General features: G+C 62.0%; 19 protein-coding genes. 5 read left to right on the top strand and 14 right to left on the bottom strand.

All coding sequences use genetic code 11. The annotated features are described in order from the left end of the window. Positions 1–132: 132 nt before the first annotated feature. The 3 genes from NKI66_RS25690 to NKI66_RS25700 form a co-directional block, all read right to left on the bottom strand. A complete protein-coding gene (locus tag NKI66_RS25690) occupies positions 133–2,241 on the bottom strand; it encodes a molybdopterin-containing oxidoreductase family protein (protein ID WP_023812610.1) in 2,109 nt (702 codons plus the stop codon). Positions 2,242–2,376: 135 nt separating this feature from the next. Further along, complete coding sequence (locus NKI66_RS25695) at positions 2,377–2,859, bottom strand: GFA family protein (RefSeq protein ID WP_348625600.1); 483 nt, start codon at positions 2,857–2,859, stop codon at positions 2,377–2,379. Further along, a complete protein-coding gene (locus NKI66_RS25700; protein WP_128305354.1) occupies positions 2,783–3,697 on the bottom strand; it encodes an NAD(P)-dependent oxidoreductase in 915 nt (304 codons plus the stop codon). The genes NKI66_RS25695 and NKI66_RS25700 overlap by 77 nt, the downstream gene beginning before the upstream one ends. A gap of 135 nt (positions 3,698–3,832) precedes the next feature. Here NKI66_RS25700 and NKI66_RS25705 point away from each other — a divergent pair, with 135 nt between their 5' ends. Further along, positions 3,833–4,171, top strand: a complete 339-nt coding sequence (locus NKI66_RS25705; RefSeq protein WP_023812614.1) for a winged helix-turn-helix transcriptional regulator — start codon at positions 3,833–3,835, stop codon at positions 4,169–4,171. Between the two features lie 244 nt (positions 4,172–4,415). On the opposite strand, the gene NKI66_RS25710 is transcribed toward NKI66_RS25705, so the two are convergent. The 5 genes from NKI66_RS25710 to NKI66_RS25730 all read right to left on the bottom strand — a co-directional run bounded on the left by NKI66_RS25710 (position 4,416) and on the right by NKI66_RS25730 (position 9,031). Further along, positions 4,416–6,293 (bottom strand): ABC-F family ATP-binding cassette domain-containing protein, encoded by a 1,878-nt coding sequence (locus NKI66_RS25710; RefSeq protein ID WP_023812615.1) that lies wholly within the window; start codon positions 6,291–6,293, stop codon positions 4,416–4,418. 124 nt (positions 6,294–6,417) lie between these two features. Next, entirely contained in the window at positions 6,418–6,867 is a 450-nt protein-coding gene (locus NKI66_RS25715) for a Ros/MucR family transcriptional regulator (protein WP_023812616.1), read from the bottom strand. A gap of 162 nt (positions 6,868–7,029) precedes the next feature. Beyond that, positions 7,030–7,233, bottom strand: a complete 204-nt coding sequence (locus tag NKI66_RS25720; RefSeq protein WP_023812617.1) for a hypothetical protein — start codon at positions 7,231–7,233, stop codon at positions 7,030–7,032. Continuing rightward, positions 7,226–8,152 carry a DMT family transporter gene (locus tag NKI66_RS25725; protein WP_352753423.1) on the bottom strand — a complete coding sequence of 309 codons (927 nt, stop codon included), beginning with the start codon at positions 8,150–8,152 and terminating at the stop codon, positions 7,226–7,228. The genes NKI66_RS25720 and NKI66_RS25725 overlap by 8 nt, the downstream gene beginning before the upstream one ends. Before the next feature lie 45 nt (positions 8,153–8,197). Then, positions 8,198–9,031 (bottom strand): hypothetical protein, encoded by an 834-nt coding sequence (locus tag NKI66_RS25730; protein ID WP_023812619.1) that lies wholly within the window; start codon positions 9,029–9,031, stop codon positions 8,198–8,200. Positions 9,032–9,141: 110 nt separating this feature from the next. On the opposite strand from NKI66_RS25730, the gene NKI66_RS25735 reads away from it, so the two are divergent. Further along, the gene (locus NKI66_RS25735; protein WP_023812620.1) at positions 9,142–10,101 is read left to right on the top strand and encodes a LysR substrate-binding domain-containing protein; all 960 of its coding nucleotides are present in this window, start codon (positions 9,142–9,144) and stop codon (positions 10,099–10,101) included. Between the two features lies 1 nt (position 10,102). Continuing rightward, positions 10,103–10,693, top strand: coding sequence for a GNAT family N-acetyltransferase (locus tag NKI66_RS25740; RefSeq protein ID WP_206535255.1), 591 nt, complete (start codon positions 10,103–10,105; stop codon positions 10,691–10,693). Between the two features lie 48 nt (positions 10,694–10,741). Here NKI66_RS25740 and NKI66_RS25745 read toward each other — a convergent pair whose 3' ends face one another. Beyond that, the gene (locus NKI66_RS25745; RefSeq protein WP_023812622.1) at positions 10,742–11,254 is read right to left on the bottom strand and encodes a DinB family protein; all 513 of its coding nucleotides are present in this window, start codon (positions 11,252–11,254) and stop codon (positions 10,742–10,744) included. A gap of 60 nt (positions 11,255–11,314) precedes the next feature. Here NKI66_RS25745 and NKI66_RS25750 point away from each other — a divergent pair, with 60 nt between their 5' ends. Next, positions 11,315–12,007 carry a glutathione S-transferase family protein gene (locus NKI66_RS25750; RefSeq protein WP_128305352.1) on the top strand — a complete coding sequence of 231 codons (693 nt, stop codon included), beginning with the start codon at positions 11,315–11,317 and terminating at the stop codon, positions 12,005–12,007. Between the two features lie 17 nt (positions 12,008–12,024). Here the strand turns inward: NKI66_RS25750 and NKI66_RS25755 are convergent, their stop codons facing one another. Then, positions 12,025–12,282, bottom strand: a complete 258-nt coding sequence (locus tag NKI66_RS25755) for a DUF2934 domain-containing protein (RefSeq protein ID WP_023812624.1) — start codon at positions 12,280–12,282, stop codon at positions 12,025–12,027. A 345-nt stretch (positions 12,283–12,627) separates the two neighbouring features. Here NKI66_RS25755 and ndk point away from each other — a divergent pair, with 345 nt between their 5' ends. Further along, on the top strand, positions 12,628–13,050 hold the full coding sequence (gene ndk, locus NKI66_RS25760; RefSeq protein ID WP_013532476.1) for a nucleoside-diphosphate kinase: 423 nt from the start codon (positions 12,628–12,630) through the stop codon (positions 13,048–13,050). 69 nt (positions 13,051–13,119) lie between these two features. Here ndk and NKI66_RS25765 read toward each other — a convergent pair whose 3' ends face one another. From NKI66_RS25765 to pgsA, 4 genes are all read right to left on the bottom strand, one after another. Then, on the bottom strand, positions 13,120–13,884 hold the full coding sequence (locus NKI66_RS25765; protein WP_352753424.1) for a YbaY family lipoprotein: 765 nt from the start codon (positions 13,882–13,884) through the stop codon (positions 13,120–13,122). Between the two features lie 111 nt (positions 13,885–13,995). Then, the gene (locus tag NKI66_RS25770) at positions 13,996–14,472 is read right to left on the bottom strand and encodes a molybdenum cofactor biosynthesis protein MoaE (protein ID WP_023812626.1); all 477 of its coding nucleotides are present in this window, start codon (positions 14,470–14,472) and stop codon (positions 13,996–13,998) included. A gap of 1 nt (position 14,473) precedes the next feature. Further along, on the bottom strand, positions 14,474–14,731 hold the full coding sequence (gene moaD, locus NKI66_RS25775; protein WP_023812627.1) for a molybdopterin converting factor subunit 1: 258 nt from the start codon (positions 14,729–14,731) through the stop codon (positions 14,474–14,476). A gap of 1 nt (position 14,732) precedes the next feature. Further along, entirely contained in the window at positions 14,733–15,329 is a 597-nt protein-coding gene (gene pgsA / locus NKI66_RS25780; RefSeq protein ID WP_023673449.1) for a CDP-diacylglycerol--glycerol-3-phosphate 3-phosphatidyltransferase, read from the bottom strand. Positions 15,330–15,401: the final 72 nt, after the last annotated feature.

Below are 15,401 nucleotides of genomic sequence, written 5' to 3' on the forward strand. Positions count from 1 at the left end.
GCGATACATAGCCCCCGCTGAAATCTCAACAATATTAACGTCGCAGCTATGCACGGCGCGCGGCCAATACTTGTTATTGTTGCCGCATCGCCAGATGCACGACCAGGAAATCCCTGACCGGCTATGCCGCCCTCACCCCGCCGCGCGCAGCCAGACCTTGTTGTCATGGAAGGCAGCACCGCCATAGGGCGCCGGCGCATCGGCGCCGGTCAGCACGTTGATGCCCTCGCCGCGCTCATGGGCGCTGTTTGGCCAGATGCCTTCGGCGATCACCACGCCGCGCTTGATGCCGTCGAACAGCTTCGCATGCAGCACGACTTCGCCGCGCGTGTTGCCGACTTCGACGCGATCGCCGTCGGCCAACCCAAGGGCTGCGGCATCGTCGGGATGCAGAAGCAGTTCCGGGCGGCCCTCCCTGGCCTTCGACACCGGCGTTTCCGAGAATGTCGAATTGAGGAAGTTGCGCGCCGGCGACGTCGTCAGCCGGAACGGGTGCGCCTCGTCGGCAACCTCGATCAGATCGACATGATCAGGAAATTCCGGCAGCCGCGCCACCGGGCCGAACAGGCCCATGCTTTTCGGCGGCCGATTGGGCGCTGCCTGTCCCGTCCAGTCGGCACGGAAGCGGAATTTTCCATCCGCATGGCCAAATCCCCTGATGAAATGCGCGGTGTCGAAATCCGGCTGCAGGTCGACCCACTTTTCTTCCTTCAAGCTGTCGAAGCTGCCCAGCCCGCGCTTGCCCAGGATGATGTCGATATGCTGCTGCTCGGTCAGGCCGAAGCCCGGGCGATCGGCGACGCCGAGGCGATCAGCCAATTGCTCGATGACGAAATGGTTGGTGCGCGGCCCGTCCGGCGGCTCGATCAGCTTCGGGCCGAGCGTGATGTGCTGGTTGCCGCCGCCCTTGTAGACGTCGTCGTGCTCGAGGAACATCGTCGCCGGCAGCACGACATCGGCAAGCTTGGCCGTGTCGGTCATGAACTGCTCATGCACGCAAGTGAACAGGTCGTCGCGCATAAAACCCTGCGTCACCAGCCGCTGCTCCGGTGCAACATTCACCGGGTTGGTGTTCTGGATCAGCATCGCCGTCACCGGCGGGCCGCCATAGAGCGCGTCGCTGGCTCCCATCAGCACCGGGCCGATGCGCGAATGGTCGAGATGGCGGATCGAAGGATCGCGCATCTTCGTGCCTTCCAGCACATCCTGGTTGAGCTTGAAGATGCCGGAATTGGAATGGAAGGCGCCGCCGCCCTCATATTGCCAGCTGCCGGTGACAGCCGCGATGCAGGACGCTGCATGCATGTTGACGGCGCCATTGCGCTGGCGCGCGAAGCCGTAGCCGAGGCGGAAATAGGTCTTTTTCGTCGTGCCGACGAGGCGGGCGAAGGCCTCGATCTCGGCGACCGTCAAGCCGGTGATCCCGGCCGCCCATTCCGGCGTGCGCGTCTCGAGATGCGCTTCCAGCCCCTTCGGGTCGTCGGTGTATTTCGAGAGATAGGCGCGATCGGCCATGCCTTCCCTGAACAGGACATGCATGACCGCGCAGGCCAGCGCGCCATCGGTGCCCGGCTTCAGCACCAGGCCGAGATCGGCCTGCTTCATCGTCGCATTCTCATAGACGTCGATGACGACGATCTTCGCGCCGCGCTCCTTGCGCGCCTTGATGGCGTGGGTCATGACGTTGACCTGCGTCACCACCGCATTGGTGCCCCAGATCACCACGCAGTCGGATTTCGCCATCTCGCGCGGGTCCGGCCCGCGCAAGGCGCCGGCGCCCATCATCCAGCCGGTCCAGGCGAGATTGGTGCAGATCGAACCAAAGAAGCCCGAATATTTCTTGGCGTGGCGCAGCCGGTCGATGCCGTCACGCTGCACCAGTCCCATCGTGCCGGCATAATAATAGGGCCAGACCGTCTCCGAGCCGTATTTCTCCTCGGCCGCGATGAATTTTTCGGCGACGAGGTCGAGCGCCGCCTCCCAGCTTGCTTCCTTCCAGGCGCCGTCGCCCTTGGCGCCGGCGCGGATCAGCGGCTTCAGCAAACGGTCGGGGTGGTGGACGCGGTCGGCATAACGCGCGACCTTGGCGCAGACGACGCCGGCCGTGTAGCTGTTGGACTTGGCGCCATGGACGCGGCCGATGCGCTTGCCGTCGAGCAGCTCGACCTCGAGCGCACAGGTCGAGGGGCAATCATGCGGACAGGCCGAATGGCCGATGCGGAGGTGCGCGTGCTGGTTCATTCTGCAAGACTAACGGGTTCAGAACGCCGCGTGTAGGGCCAGATGCGGCGCACGGTTTTGCCTCGGCGAGCAAGCCCCCTGCCTTCTCCTCTTTGGAAGAAGCCGATCGGCCACTCAATGCTGGGGCAGTCTGCTTCAGGAGACTTCCGCCAGGGGCACGCCTTCCAGGCAGAGCCATTTGTGCTTCCTGTTGGGCCAATGGAGAATTGCCGGAGCCGGAAATTCCAGGTCCTCCAGACAGCCGACAGATACCGACAGCGCTTCCGTCAGGCCTTCTGCACGCATGAAGACGATCGATCCGCATGTGGTACAAAATGTCTGCTCCAGCCATTGCCCCGACGAACCGGTTCGTCGCCAGGATTTCGTCTCGCCTTTCTGGGCGACTATGGCGGAGTCGGCATAGATGGCTCGGTATGAGAACGCTGCCCCGGTGCATCTCTGGCATTCCAGGCAACTGCAGGCATAGACGCGCCGAGGCTCTCCGGCGAGAACCAGTTCCGCGCCGCGACACGAGCAGGTCGCCCTTCGCTCTGTCTTGCCATCACGCATTCGCGGGCTCCCTGCCCGGACGGGGCGAGCCATTTCCAAACAGGGGTGAGAGAGATGCAAAATCATCATCCGCGCGCCCGCGCGAGAGCGCCTGCTGAAAAATCCCGTCCATTGCGCGCGGCATGGCCGCGTCAAGACCTCGCTCCTGGCATGCTTCGAGAAGATGCCGGAAGGCGCTGTAGTGGGCGCCCAATGACGCGAGCGTTGCGTCGTCGCCGGCAAAGAGGCGCGCCTTTGTCCGGTCAACCACATCGAACAAAGCGGCATCGACAACCGGCTTGAATGCGGACAGATGGCTCCTGAACGTATCCAGATCGAGACCTTCGGCCTCGGCGACAGCCATGCCCTGGAGCGCGCCGAACAGCCCGCCCCACATCTGGGTGAGCAGCGCGGTGTCAAGCGCGGAGGCTTGGCCAGGCACCTCGCCGACATAACTCGTGCCGCCACCAAGGGCAAAAAGCAGGGTCTTGTTCGCTTCGTAGACGGCGTGGGATCCTGAATACAGCAATGCGGTGTCCGGTTTGCCAATAAAATCCGGAGTCGCCAGGATCGCGCCGTCCAGATAGCCGGCGCCATGCGCTTCGATCCAGCGCGCCTCCTCCCGCGCCAAACGCGCTGAGCCGGAGGTGAGTTGTATGACGGCTTTGCCGGCCAGCGCCGAAGCGACATTGCGCTGCTTGAGCAGCGCATCGCTGGCGGCATAATGCAGAACGTTTATGATCAAGACATCGGCCGACCGGATTCCGTCCTCTACTGAAGAGGCCAACCTCGCGCCAAGAGCAGCCAGGGGCTGGCACTTGGCTGCAGTGCGATTCCACACGGATGTTGGATAATTTCGGTCGAGCAACGTTCGAACGATGGACGAGCCCATGCGGCCCGCGCCGAGCACGCAGACATTGGATTTCATGGTGACTTCTCCGATAGCCCTCTCGACGAGGGATTGGTTTGTGTTTGGCGCGCTGATCCAAAGATATATATTCTTGCTGTGTTGAGAAGTACGCACCTTGAGGTAAGCTATTGGAATCATGTCAGGAGTTGTCACATGAGGAGCAAGGAGCCAGACAGTTGCGGCTTTGCCGCCGCGATGCAGGCAATCGGCGGAAAGTGGAAAACCTCGCTATTGTGGGAATTGCACCTGCGGCCGCACCGCTTCGCCGAACTGCACCGGCGGTTGCCTGGAATCAGTGAGAAGATGCTCGCGCAACAATTGCGACAGATGGAGGCCGACGGACTCGTCAGCCGGCGCGCCTATGACGAGGTACCGCCACGCGTGGAATACTCGGTCACGACCCTGGGCATGAGTCTGAACGATGCGGTCACCGCTATGTCGGCATGGGGAAAGCGGCACGAGACATGGAAAGACGAGCGGAAAGCCGCCTGAAAAAAGCAGGAACTCGTGCATGGTCGCGGAAGAGTTTGTGATCCGCGGTCCGCTTCTAAACGCCAAAGGCGGCAATAGATGCCGGGCAGCGTCGTCCGGTCGAGCAAAATAGCCGCAGCAAGTGCATCTGTGCCACAGGCCTTTCAGCCATCTGCCGGATCCGCCGCTACTCTACACCGTCCCGGCGTTCACAGGCAATTCATCGTGCGGCTGGCACGATGAATTCGCTTGCATAGCCGGCTGCTCACTCCGCCGTGCCTTCCTCATACTCGGCCGACATGGTCAGCCATTTTTCCTCGTGGCCGGCCAGTGTCTGGGCCAGTTGCGAGCGCTCCTTGGCCAGCCGGGTCGCCGTCGAGGGATCCTTTTCGTACACCGCCGGATTGGACAGTTCGTCCTCGATGCCGTCGATTCGCTTGCGAATGCGGTCCATCAGCGCTTCGGTGGCGCGGATCTCCTTGGCGAGCGGCTCGAAGGCGGCGCGGCGTGCCGCTGCATCGCGGCGGCGGTCGGCTTTTGACGCCTTGTCGGCCTCGCGCTTGCCGCGGCGGTCGCCGGAGACGCCGGTGACCAGCGACTTGTAGTCTTCCAAGTCGCCGTCATACGGGTTGACCGCGCCGTCCTTGACCAGCCACAGCCGGTCGGCGGTTGCCTCCAGCAGATGGCGATCATGCGAGATCAGGATGACGGCGCCGGGAAATTCGTTCAGCGCATGGATCAGCGATTCGCGGCTGTCGATGTCGAGATGGTTTGTCGGTTCGTCGAGGATGAACAGGTTTGGGCCCTCGAAGGCCGACAGCCCCATCAGCAGCCGCGCCTTCTCGCCGCCCGACAGATCCTTGGCGGCGGTGTTCATCTTCTCGGTCGTGAGGCCGAACTGGGCGACGCGGCCGCGTACCTTCGATTCCGGGGCCTCCGGCATCAGCCGGCGGACATGCTCGTAGGCGTTTTCGTCCGGCCGGAGATCGTCGAGCTGATGCTGGGCAAAGATCGCCACCTTCAACCCGGGCGCCACCGTCATGGTGCCGCTCTCCTGCTTCAGCCGGCCCGACAGCAATTTGGCGAAGGTCGACTTGCCGTTGCCGTTGGCGCCGAGCAGCGCGATGCGGTCGTCGGCGTCGATGCGCAGCGTCATCTTCTTGAGGATCGGCTGACCCTCGGTGTAGCCGACATTGACGTTGTTCAGCGCCACGATCGGCGAGGCCACCGTCTTCACCGGCTCGGGGAAGGAGAACGGCCGCACCGAATCGTTCACGAGGGCCGCGATCGGCTTCATCTTTTCCAGCGCCTTGATGCGCGACTGCGCCTGTCTCGCCTTGGAGGCCTTGGCGCGGAACCGCTCGACGAAGGATTCCATGTGCTTGCGGGCGGCCTCCTGCTTGACCCGGCCCTTCTCCTGCAATTCCTTCTGCTCTGTATATTGACGCTCGAACTGGTCGTAGCCGCCGCGCCAGAAGGTCAGCTTTTTCTGGTCGAGATGGACGATCGAGTTGACGGCGCGGTTGAGCAGGTCGCGGTCATGCGAGATCAAGAGCACTGTGTGCGGGTATTTCGACACATAGTTTTCCAGCCACAGCGTGCCTTCGAGATCGAGATAGTTGGTCGGCTCGTCGAGCAGCAGAAGGTCGGGCTCGGCAAACAGCACCGCAGCGAGCGCCACGCGCATGCGCCAGCCGCCGGAGAAGGACGATGCCGGACGCCTCTGGGCAGCGTCGTCGAAGCCGAGGCCGGCGAGAATGGTGGCGGCGCGGGATTCGGCTGAGTGCGCGTCGATATCGGCCAGCCGCATATGGATGTCGGCGATGCGGTGCGGATCGGTCGCCGTCTTTTCTTCTTCGAGCAGCGCCGTGCGTTCGAGATCGGCCTTGAGCACGATCTCGATCAGCGCATCCTCGGTGCCCGGCGCTTCCTGCGCCACCTGGCCGATGCGGGTGCTCTTCGGCAGGCTGATCGATCCTGTCTCGGACGGGAAATCGCCGGTGATGGCCTTGAACAGTGTCGTCTTGCCGGTGCCGTTGCGGCCGACAAGGCCGGCCTTGGTGCCGGCCGGCAAGGTCAGCGAGGCATGGTCGAGAAGCAAGCGTCCGGCCATGCGGAGCGATAGGTCGTTGATGATCAGCATGGCCGCGCTTTTGCACCGGACATCAACGCTTCGCAAGGCCTTGCGGGCCAGTTGGCCGCACAAGGCCTCGAAACGACGCCCGCTAGGGCGCCGTCAAAGCAGCCGAACAGTGGCTTGCCTGCTCTCAGGCAGTCGCCTTGCGCTTCGTTGCCTTGGCGACAGCGGCCGGCGCTGCTGCCGGCTTGCGGCCAAGTCCCGTCGACTTTGCCAGCGCCGATCGCGTCGCCGAGTAGTTTGGTGCAACCATCGGATAGTCCGGTGGCAAGCCCCATTTGGCCCGATAGTCGTCCGGGCTCAGGCCGTAGTCGGTCCGCAGATGCCGCTTGAGCGACTTGAACTTCTTTCCGTCCTCAAGGCAGATGATGTAGTCGGGAAACACCGACTTCTTCGGATTGACGGCCGGAACCAGGTTTGGGACTTCCGCGACAGCCGCACCGGCGAGCTTGCGAACCGAGGCGCTGACGCTGGCAATCAGCTCGGGCAGGCCGGCAGCCGGAAGCGGATTGTTGCCTACATAGGCCGAGACAATATCGGCCGTCAGCTCGATAACGGTCTTATCATCGATATTTGACAATTCTTTCACCTTATTTGCGACAAAATCATCCACCCCAGCGAAGACTTGTGTCGATGTATCTCTTTAACCGCGTCCCCCAACGGACCGCCAAGCCTCATAAAAGAATCAAGAATCAGCAAAAATAGCATTCATGCAAAATCGACGCTGTGCAAATTAGAAAATCTAATACTTGGAACCAGCAGACTTAGAGGCAGGACTTTCGTCCAATATCTCCAGAATACGCTTCCAGCGGGCGCAACGCGCGAAATCCTTTTGTTCTATCGCCTTTTCGGCCCTCATCGCGGCGTAAAGCGGTGCCTCGGCGCCGAATTCATCGATCAGCCAATTCGCTTCCTGAATAGCCAGACGCTCATTCTCGTCAAACATGGTTTTCGGCCTCCGAACGTTCCACACCGACCGCGACACAACTGCCGATGACGTGGATAGCTCCGACAATGGCCGTCACCGTCAGCCGCTCGCCGGACAAGGTCAAAAGCAGGGTCGAGGCGATCGGCGTGAGATAGGCGACCACCGCGACCCTGCCGCTGCCTTCAAGCTTCAAGGCGCGCGACCAGAAATAGTAGCCCAAGCCCATCGGACCGGCGCCGAGATAAAGGCCGAGAGCCAGGTCCGCGCCGACGGGCCAGGTGAAACCGTCGCGAGCGCACCATAGAAACGTCAAAGCGACGCCAATCAAAGACGATGGCAGCAACAGGCGATCCGCTGGGGTGGCGACCCGTCCCACCATGATCGAGTAGAAGGCCATGCACAGCGCCGACCCGAATGCGGCGAGATAGCCGACCAGATCGCCCTGGAACCAGGATTGGCTGCGCCCTCCCGAAATCACCAGTGCGACGCCGATGAAGCCTACCACCGTGGCGAGACCCAACAGGGCCGGATGCCGCGGATTTTCCAAGGCGATGACTGCCACCGCGACCATCAACGGCCAGGTGTAGGCCATCAGATTGGCCTCGATGACCGGCATCGAAGCGAAGGCGATGTATTGCAGCACCATGGTGCCGACCAGACCGATGAATCCGACTGCGACAGAGATGAGCGCCGCCCCGGCCGTGACCGGTGCTACTCTTTCCCGGCTCATCAATCGGATGGCGGCGAAGACGAGTGCAGCGCCTGCAAATTGCAGGAACTGGACCTGCGACGCCGGGTGGCTGGCCAGCAGGGATTTGCCGACCAGCGCATTGGTGGACCACAACGCCACCGCACCGGCAGCGAAGACCAACGCGGATATCGAGCCGGATCCCTGCCGAAACAATCGGCATGGGATTCTATTTTGCTGTTCGACCATGATCCTGTCCGAAAACCGGTTCCGACTTTTCGGGATCTTGGTTCATTACCATGATTCCCTGGCGCCGCCCGGAACCGGTGCATCGACGGCCGCGGGCACGGGATGCTCTGCCTCGAACCGACGATAGGCCGGCAACTGGTTGGTCCAGACATCTTCGGCCAGTTCGCTGACCCACTCACGGTCGTGGTCATTGTCGGCGGCGAGATAGAACATTCTGTTGTCGTCGACATAGGGCTTGGCCACCGAGCGCTGGTTGAGCACCAGCGTGACGCGCTCGCCGAACCGGATCGGAGCGGTGCGATGCAGGACGCCCAGGAATTGCCCGAGCGTCGCGTAGTTCATCTTGTGATCGATGCGCATGACACTGTTGCGCGGGATCTCGCGGCCGGCTTCGAGAATGGCGCGGCCGGTTTCGGAGTCGTCGCAGTAGATTTCGAGGTGGCCGCCGACCAGCGGATTGCTGATCGACAATGGAATGAGCTCGGTGACCGGAACGCCATCGCAATGCCACTCCACGGCGCCGTCCTTGGGATTCATGAAGGTGACCGTCGAGCCGACGATCGACAGCGGATAGGGCTCCAGCTTGGTGCCCATCATGTCGGACAGCCGCTCCAGGCGCAGCTTGTCATGCAGCAATTCCTTGATCTCGGGGATGAAACGGTCGGCCCCGGTGATGAAGGTCAGATCGAGGTGCTTGTGCACGGCATGGCTGGCCTTGAGCTTCAGGGCAGCCTCCTCGATCGCGGCAAGCAGTGCCGGGTCATAGCCGTGCAGATATTGCGCGACACCGAAACTCGACACTTTCCAGGCGGTTTCATGGCCTATAATGGCTTCGCGGCTCATCGCATAACGCAGTTCGGGAATGGTATGGGCGTTCATTGTACTTCTCCAGGATGGGGGCAACACTTGGTAAACAGTCGATTAATTCACCCACCCCTGTAAAATTAGGAATGCTGGTGCTAGTGTAAGCCAAGCTTAAGGTCGAAACCGTGCGTCTGCTCAGTCAGGTCAACCTCAATTCGCTTAAAATCGTGGAAAGTGCTGCAAGGCACGGTAATTTCACGCGTGCCGGCGAAGAACAGTTCATTACCGCTTCAGCGGTCAGCCAGCGGGTGAAAAGCCTGGAGGATCAGCTTCGTTTCAAGATTTTCCAGCGCGGCGGCAATGCGGTCTCGTTGACGCCGGAGGGTGAGACCTATGTCTCGCGCGTTCGCGAGGCGCTGGAGCGAATCGTCGCCGCCAGCATGGAAGCGACCGGGCAATCGCAGGAGCATGTGCTAAAAATATCGGTGCTGCCGACCTTTGCCGCACGCTGGCTATTTCCACGCCTGCCGCTGTTCCAGCAGCAATATCCCGATATCGTGATGCGGGTCTCGACCTCCTACGCGACGCATGAGTTCACGGCCTCGGAATTCGATCTCGAAATCCGTTATGGCGACGGTCACTTTCACGGGCTGCAATCCGATCTGCTGTTTCGCGAAGACCTGACACCGGTGTGCAGCCGCAAGCTGTTCCACGAAGTCCTCGGCGATAAGCGGCTGTCGAAGGTGACACCGGACGACCTCAAGCACTTCACCCTGCTGCATTCCGACACCTGCACCCAGAATTGGCAATCCTGGCTTGGTTTCGCCGGCGCCAGCTTCGTGCTCAGCGAGACCAAGAGCATCTATTTCGACTCGTGCATGATGTCCTACGAGGCAGCCAATTCCGGGATGGGATTTGCGGTGGCCAACCGTGCCTATATGGCCAGCGACATCCGCGCCGAAAGGCTGGTGGCTCCCTTCGCCGTCCACCATCCCAACACGGCTGGCTGGTATTTTGTCTCTCCGCAGAAAGGCCTTGCCGCACGCAAGGTCCAGTTGTTCAAGCAGTGGGTGATGGCGGAAGCGGCTCTGACGCAGTGCCAGCTGGACAGCGAAATCAGGGGCGAAGCTTCGACGGCTGCCTGAAATGGACGTGCAATCCGTACAGCCCGCCTTGGTCGGAAAGATTGTTGAGCTCACGCCACTTCAGCAGGCACATTCGTCGGGGCTTCTGAGCGCGGCAGCGGATGGTGCGTTGTGGAACCTGAGGGCCACCGTGGTCCCCGGGCCAGACACGATCGATGGATATATTGCCAATGCCCTGGCTGGACGACGGGCCGGCACTGTCATGCCTTATGCAATCGTCATGCGCAGCACGGGAGTGATCTGCGGAAGTACGCGGTTTTGGAAGATCGATCGCACGAATAGAAAGCTGGAGATCGGGCATAGCTGGCTCAGCAGTTCGGTTCAGCGGTCCGGGGTCAATACCGAGGCGAAGTATCTTCTCCTGGCCCATGCATTCGAGTTCATGGGATGTGTCCGTGTGCAATTCACCACAGACGAACTGAACGACGCGTCAAGGGCAGCCATCCTGCGAATTGGCGCCAAGCAGGAAGGGATCGTTCGCAACGAGCGGATCATGCCGGACGGTCGGAAGCGCAATTCCGTCCGGTTCAGCATCATCGATTCCGAGTGGCCCGAGGTAAAGACGATGCTGCAGCACAAAATGCAGCGATAGTGGCGCAAGCTCTTCAACCCCGGACCGACTACGCAAAACGCCACCGGATCAGGCGAAAGCCCTGCCCTCCTCGGTCCGCTGGAAAAGCATCAGGTCCAACCCCAGGCTTGGCCGTCCCAGGATGGTCAGGATCGTATGCGCCTGGCCGCGATGATGGGTCTGGTGGTTGAAGACGTGGTCCAGCGCCGGCGCCAGCCTTTGCGAGACGGTGCGCATATCCGAGACGGTCATGTAGGTGAAGCGGCCCGTCAACGCCTTGTCATTGAGGCCGCCGACCCAATCGATGATCCTCCTGTCCTCGGCTTCACGCGCCGCCCGCAGGCCGGTCAACCCCCGATGCAGGATGGCATCCAGTGTCGTCGGCGCGTCGCCCTCGCCGGTGAAGCGCTTCATCCAGATGCGGTCGGCAGTCAAAAGGTGGTTGAGCGTGCCCATCATCGAGCCGAAGAAGGCACCGACATCGCGGTTGAATTCCTCATCATCGAGCTCGGCGGCGGCCTCATAGATGCGGCCATTGGCCCATTGATTATAGGCCGCAAACATCATGAAATGCTGTCTCATGGCTTCCCCTCGGCTCGCGTCGATGCGGGGCCTACCTAACGCTTGAAGGGCCTGCCGCCAATGACCATTCTGCTCTATGATCTCGTCGGACGCGACAGCACACGTCCGTTCAGCCCGCATTGCTGGAAGGTGGCGATGGCGGTCGCCCACAAGGGGCTCGACATATCGACCGTGCCGACGCGCTTTCTCGAGGTGCCCGCTGTCGAGGGCGGCGTTTCGAAAACCGTCCCGGTGATCCGCGACGGCGAGACGGTCCTCGCGGATTCCTTCGCCATCGCCCTCTATCTCGATGAAGCCTATCCGGACCGGCCGACGCTGTTTGGCGGTGAAGGCGGCAAGGCGATGGCTCGTTTCGTCGAGCGCTGGTCGCAACTGACCATCCATCCCTACGTGACCACCGCCGCGATCATCGACCTCCACACCATGCAGGACGAGGAGAACGCCGCTTATTTCCGCCGGAGCCGCGAGCAACGCTTTGGCAAGACGCTGGAGGACGTCGTCACCGCGCGCGACGCCGGGCTGGCGACATTCCGCGCCGCGCTGGAGCCGCTGCGTTCAATGCTCGGCTATCAGCCATTCATCGGCGGCGCGTCGCCGCTGTTTAGCGACTATATCGTCTTCGGCGCCTTGCAATGGGCGCGCATAGCCTCTCCCTACCAACTGCTCGACGATGGCGACGTGGTGGCGCAGTGGTTCGTTCGCTGCCTCGACCTGCATGGCGGGCTGGGACGAAAGGTCGCCGCCGCGGCTTGACGCCGTAAAGCAGTAACTTACTTGGCCGCCTTCTTTGGCTTGCCGGCCTTCGTGGCAGCCTTTGCCTCCTTGGGGGCGGCCTTTGCCTTGCCTGCGCCAGCTGCCTTCCTGGTTGGCTTTTTGGCTGCCGACTTGCCTGCGGCGTCCTCCTGGTCGACATCGGTGGCCGCCTGATGCCAATGGCGCTCATGATGGCCAGCCGGCTGGCCCTCCTGCACCCAAATCTGGTGTGCGCGGTTGCGAATGCGTTCCTGACGATCGTCTGTCATGGTCATGGTGTCTCCATACGGCCCGACCTCAGCGCGGCGCCGACACGCGACTATAGCAAGCAAAGCGTTGCTGTGCAGCCGTCTGAACGGGGCCGGCTTGCCGCAGAAACGCGCAGCCGTCCGGCCCTTCGCTCTCGCTCCCTGCCCTTCGGGCGTTCAAACCCTTTGAAAGGTCCACTGGACCTTTCAATCCGCCCGAAGGCGGACCGGGCTTTCACCGTTCGTCACTCGGAAAGCCAAGCAGTTGGCTTTCCGTCCGCCGCGCGGACCGTTCCTCACCCCTTGGCAATGGGCCGGGCGGCTTGTATAGAGCCCGCCACTCTCAATTCCATTCTCAGACAAGGACGACCCATGGCGCTCGAACGCACATTTTCCATGATCAAGCCGGACGCAACCCGGCGCAATCTCACCGGCGCCATCACCAGGATGCTGGAAGAGGCAGGCCTGCGCGTCATCGCCTCGCGCCGGGTCTGGATGAGCCGCCGCGAAGCGGAAGGCTTCTATGCCGTCCACAAGGACCGCCCTTTCTTCGGCGAATTGGTGGAATTCATGTCGTCGGCACCGACGGTCGTCCAGGTGCTGGAAGGCGAGAACGCCATTGCCAGGAACCGCGAAGTGATGGGCGCCACGAACCCGGCTAACGCCGCCGAAGGCACCATCCGCAAGGTTCATGCGCTGTCGATCGGCGAAAACTCCGTGCACGGCTCCGACGCACCGGAGACCGCGGCAGAAGAGATCAAGTACTGGTTCTCGGACACCGAGATCGTCGGCTGAGCCGATAGTCCAGACCTTGGATCCCGTAAAAAGAAGGCCGGCGTTTCGCCGGCCTTCTTCGTTGGGGGGTCAGCTCGCCGCGCTAAAGCGCAGGATCTCGCGGCCGTCCTTGTCCGATATGATGAGCTTGCCGGCATCGACACGGTATGACGCCGCCTTGGCCAGCGCATCGAACAGCGCCTTTTCCTCGGCCATCACCTCGGGCGCACAGGCCTTGTAGGTAGAACCGATGTCTCTGATCACGATCGTTTGGCCATCGAGTTTGGCAGTGGCGAAATAGGTGTTGCAGGGGCCGCTGCCGCCCGCCTTGCCGGCCCCGCTGACCCTGAATGTCGCTTGCGGGGCAGCAATGGCGCCGATGCCGTCGACATAGTCGACCAGCCAGAGCTGGTCGAAGACGGAAGCCGTCGGCTCGGCACTCGGGGTGACCATCTTCAGCATGATGGTCTGCGGCACGTCGGCCAGCGGATCGACCTGATGGCGCATATCGGAGATGAACAGCAGCTTGTCATCGACGGTGATGCGGGCTTGCAACGCGTAGGTCATCTGCGACCGGATGACGGAAGGGTCGAATTTGATCTCGAAGCTGATCGGCACCTGGCCGGCCGGCTGCACTTTCTGCTCGCCGATGATGGTGGCAGGCGCATCGGCCAGCGACACATCGGCAAGTTGTACGGACAGCACGGCACTGGGCGGCAAGGCAATGCGCTCGCGATAGATGACCTCGCCCCTCACGGCCTGTTCGGCGGCAACAGACTGGTCCGGAACGGCCAATATGCCGACGACCAGAGGCACGAAACCGAAGATGAAGAACTCCGCGATCCTGTCCAGCATGACCATCTCCCTCACCCCTGGCTGCCAATGCCCCGGGCTGCCAATGCCCCAGGCTGACCAATCCTGCCAATTGGCCAAAGGATTGCGGTCAATGCATGGCTGCGGCGGATCTTATTCGGACTGAGACCAGCGTTGCGCGGCCGTTGCATCGGCCTCCTTGGCCTCGACCCAGCCACCCTCCGAGCCGTCAGCCCGATGCTCCTTCTTCCAGAAGGGCGCGCGCGATTTCAAATAGTCCATCAGAAAATTCGCCGCCTCGAACGCCGCATGGCGATGCGCCGAGGCTGCCACGACCAGCACGATGTTCTCGCCGGGCGCGATCTTCCCGTGGCGGTGGATGGCGGTGAGCCCCTGCAATGGCCAACGCTCGACCGCTTCAGCAGCGATGCGGGCGATTTCCGCTTCGGCCATGCCGGGATAGTGTTCGAGCTCGAGCGCTGAGAGCGCGCCCTGCTCGTCGCGGCAAAGGCCTGAGAAGGTCACCACGGCGCCGATATCGGCGCGGCCTTGCGTCAGTCTGGCGATCTCGGCGGCGACGTCAAAATCCTGGCGCTGAATGCGCACGACAGGTAAGACCCCGCCGCTCATGTCAGCCCCCGGTCATCGGCGGGAACAGCGCGATTTCGCGGGCGCCCGCGATCTTCTCGCGGTGCTCGACATGTTCCTGGTTGATGGCGACGCGGATCACGTCGGGATATCGCAGCGCGTGCTCGTAGCCCTCGCCGCGCGATTTCAGCCAGCGCAGGAGATCGGCGACCGTCTCGATGCCGGCAGGCAGGTCGACATCCTCCTCAGGCAGGCCGATGCGTTCGCGCACCCAGGCAAAATAAATGAGCCGGGTCGTCATCTCACTCGTCCATGATGTGCTTGAGGCCGGCGCGGAAATAGTCGTAGCCCGTATAGAGCGTAACCAGCGCCGCGATCCACAGCAGCACCAGCCCGGTCTGGGTGGTCAGCGGAAAAATCTTGTCGCCGGCCGGTCCGGCCAAGAGGAACGCTATGGCGACCATCTGGATGGCGGTCTTCCATTTTGCCAGCTGCGTCACCGGCACCGAAACTTTCAGCGCCGCCAAATATTCGCGCAGGCCCGAGACGAGGATTTCGCGGCACAGGATGATGATCGCGGCCCACAACGACCAGCCGGCAATGCCCGCATGGCGATCGGTGTCGGCGGCCAGCAGCAGCAGGCAGGTGGCGACCAGCAGCTTGTCGGCGATCGGGTCGAGCATCTTGCCGATGTTGGAGGTCTGCTGCCAGGCGCGCGCCAAATAGCCATCCAGATAATCGGTGATCGAGGCGAGCAGGAAGATGATCAGCGCCGACCAGCGGGCAAAATCGCTCGACTTCAGATGTCCTTCGAGAAAAAAGCATAGCACCACCAGCGGCACCGCGACGATGCGGGCGTAGGTGAGCATATTGGGCAGGTTGAACGCGCGCTTGGCCATATCTGGGAAACTCTTTCTGCCTGCCTACTCAAATCAGAAGCGAATGTAGGGGGTCAACAGGCGAGAATCGAT

The organism is Mesorhizobium sp. M0518 (assembly GCF_040321125.1).
Lineage (GTDB): Bacteria > Pseudomonadota > Alphaproteobacteria > Rhizobiales > Rhizobiaceae > Mesorhizobium.

Coding starts and splice junctions, on each gene's coding strand:
- NKI66_RS25690 (WP_023812610.1), bottom strand. CDS start 2,241: ATGAACCAGCACGCGCACCTCCGCATCGGCCATTCGGCCTGTCCGCAT.
- NKI66_RS25695 (WP_348625600.1), bottom strand. CDS start 2,859: ATGATGATTTTGCATCTCTCTCACCCCTGTTTGGAAATGGCTCGCCCC.
- NKI66_RS25700 (WP_128305354.1), bottom strand. CDS start 3,697: ATGAAATCCAATGTCTGCGTGCTCGGCGCGGGCCGCATGGGCTCGTCC.
- NKI66_RS25705 (WP_023812614.1), top strand. CDS start 3,833: ATGAGGAGCAAGGAGCCAGACAGTTGCGGCTTTGCCGCCGCGATGCAG.
- NKI66_RS25710 (WP_023812615.1), bottom strand. CDS start 6,293: ATGCTGATCATCAACGACCTATCGCTCCGCATGGCCGGACGCTTGCTT.
- NKI66_RS25720 (WP_023812617.1), bottom strand. CDS start 7,233: ATGTTTGACGAGAATGAGCGTCTGGCTATTCAGGAAGCGAATTGGCTG.
- NKI66_RS25725 (WP_352753423.1), bottom strand. CDS start 8,152: ATGGTCGAACAGCAAAATAGAATCCCATGCCGATTGTTTCGGCAGGGA.
- NKI66_RS25730 (WP_023812619.1), bottom strand. CDS start 9,031: ATGAACGCCCATACCATTCCCGAACTGCGTTATGCGATGAGCCGCGAA.
- NKI66_RS25740 (WP_206535255.1), top strand. CDS start 10,103: ATGGACGTGCAATCCGTACAGCCCGCCTTGGTCGGAAAGATTGTTGAG.
- NKI66_RS25745 (WP_023812622.1), bottom strand. CDS start 11,254: ATGAGACAGCATTTCATGATGTTTGCGGCCTATAATCAATGGGCCAAT.
- NKI66_RS25750 (WP_128305352.1), top strand. CDS start 11,315: ATGACCATTCTGCTCTATGATCTCGTCGGACGCGACAGCACACGTCCG.
- NKI66_RS25755 (WP_023812624.1), bottom strand. CDS start 12,282: ATGACCATGACAGACGATCGTCAGGAACGCATTCGCAACCGCGCACAC.
- ndk (WP_013532476.1), top strand. CDS start 12,628: ATGGCGCTCGAACGCACATTTTCCATGATCAAGCCGGACGCAACCCGG.
- NKI66_RS25765 (WP_352753424.1), bottom strand. CDS start 13,884: ATGCTGGACAGGATCGCGGAGTTCTTCATCTTCGGTTTCGTGCCTCTG.
- NKI66_RS25770 (WP_023812626.1), bottom strand. CDS start 14,472: ATGAGCGGCGGGGTCTTACCTGTCGTGCGCATTCAGCGCCAGGATTTT.
- moaD (WP_023812627.1), bottom strand. CDS start 14,731: ATGACGACCCGGCTCATTTATTTTGCCTGGGTGCGCGAACGCATCGGC.
- pgsA (WP_023673449.1), bottom strand. CDS start 15,329: ATGGCCAAGCGCGCGTTCAACCTGCCCAATATGCTCACCTACGCCCGC.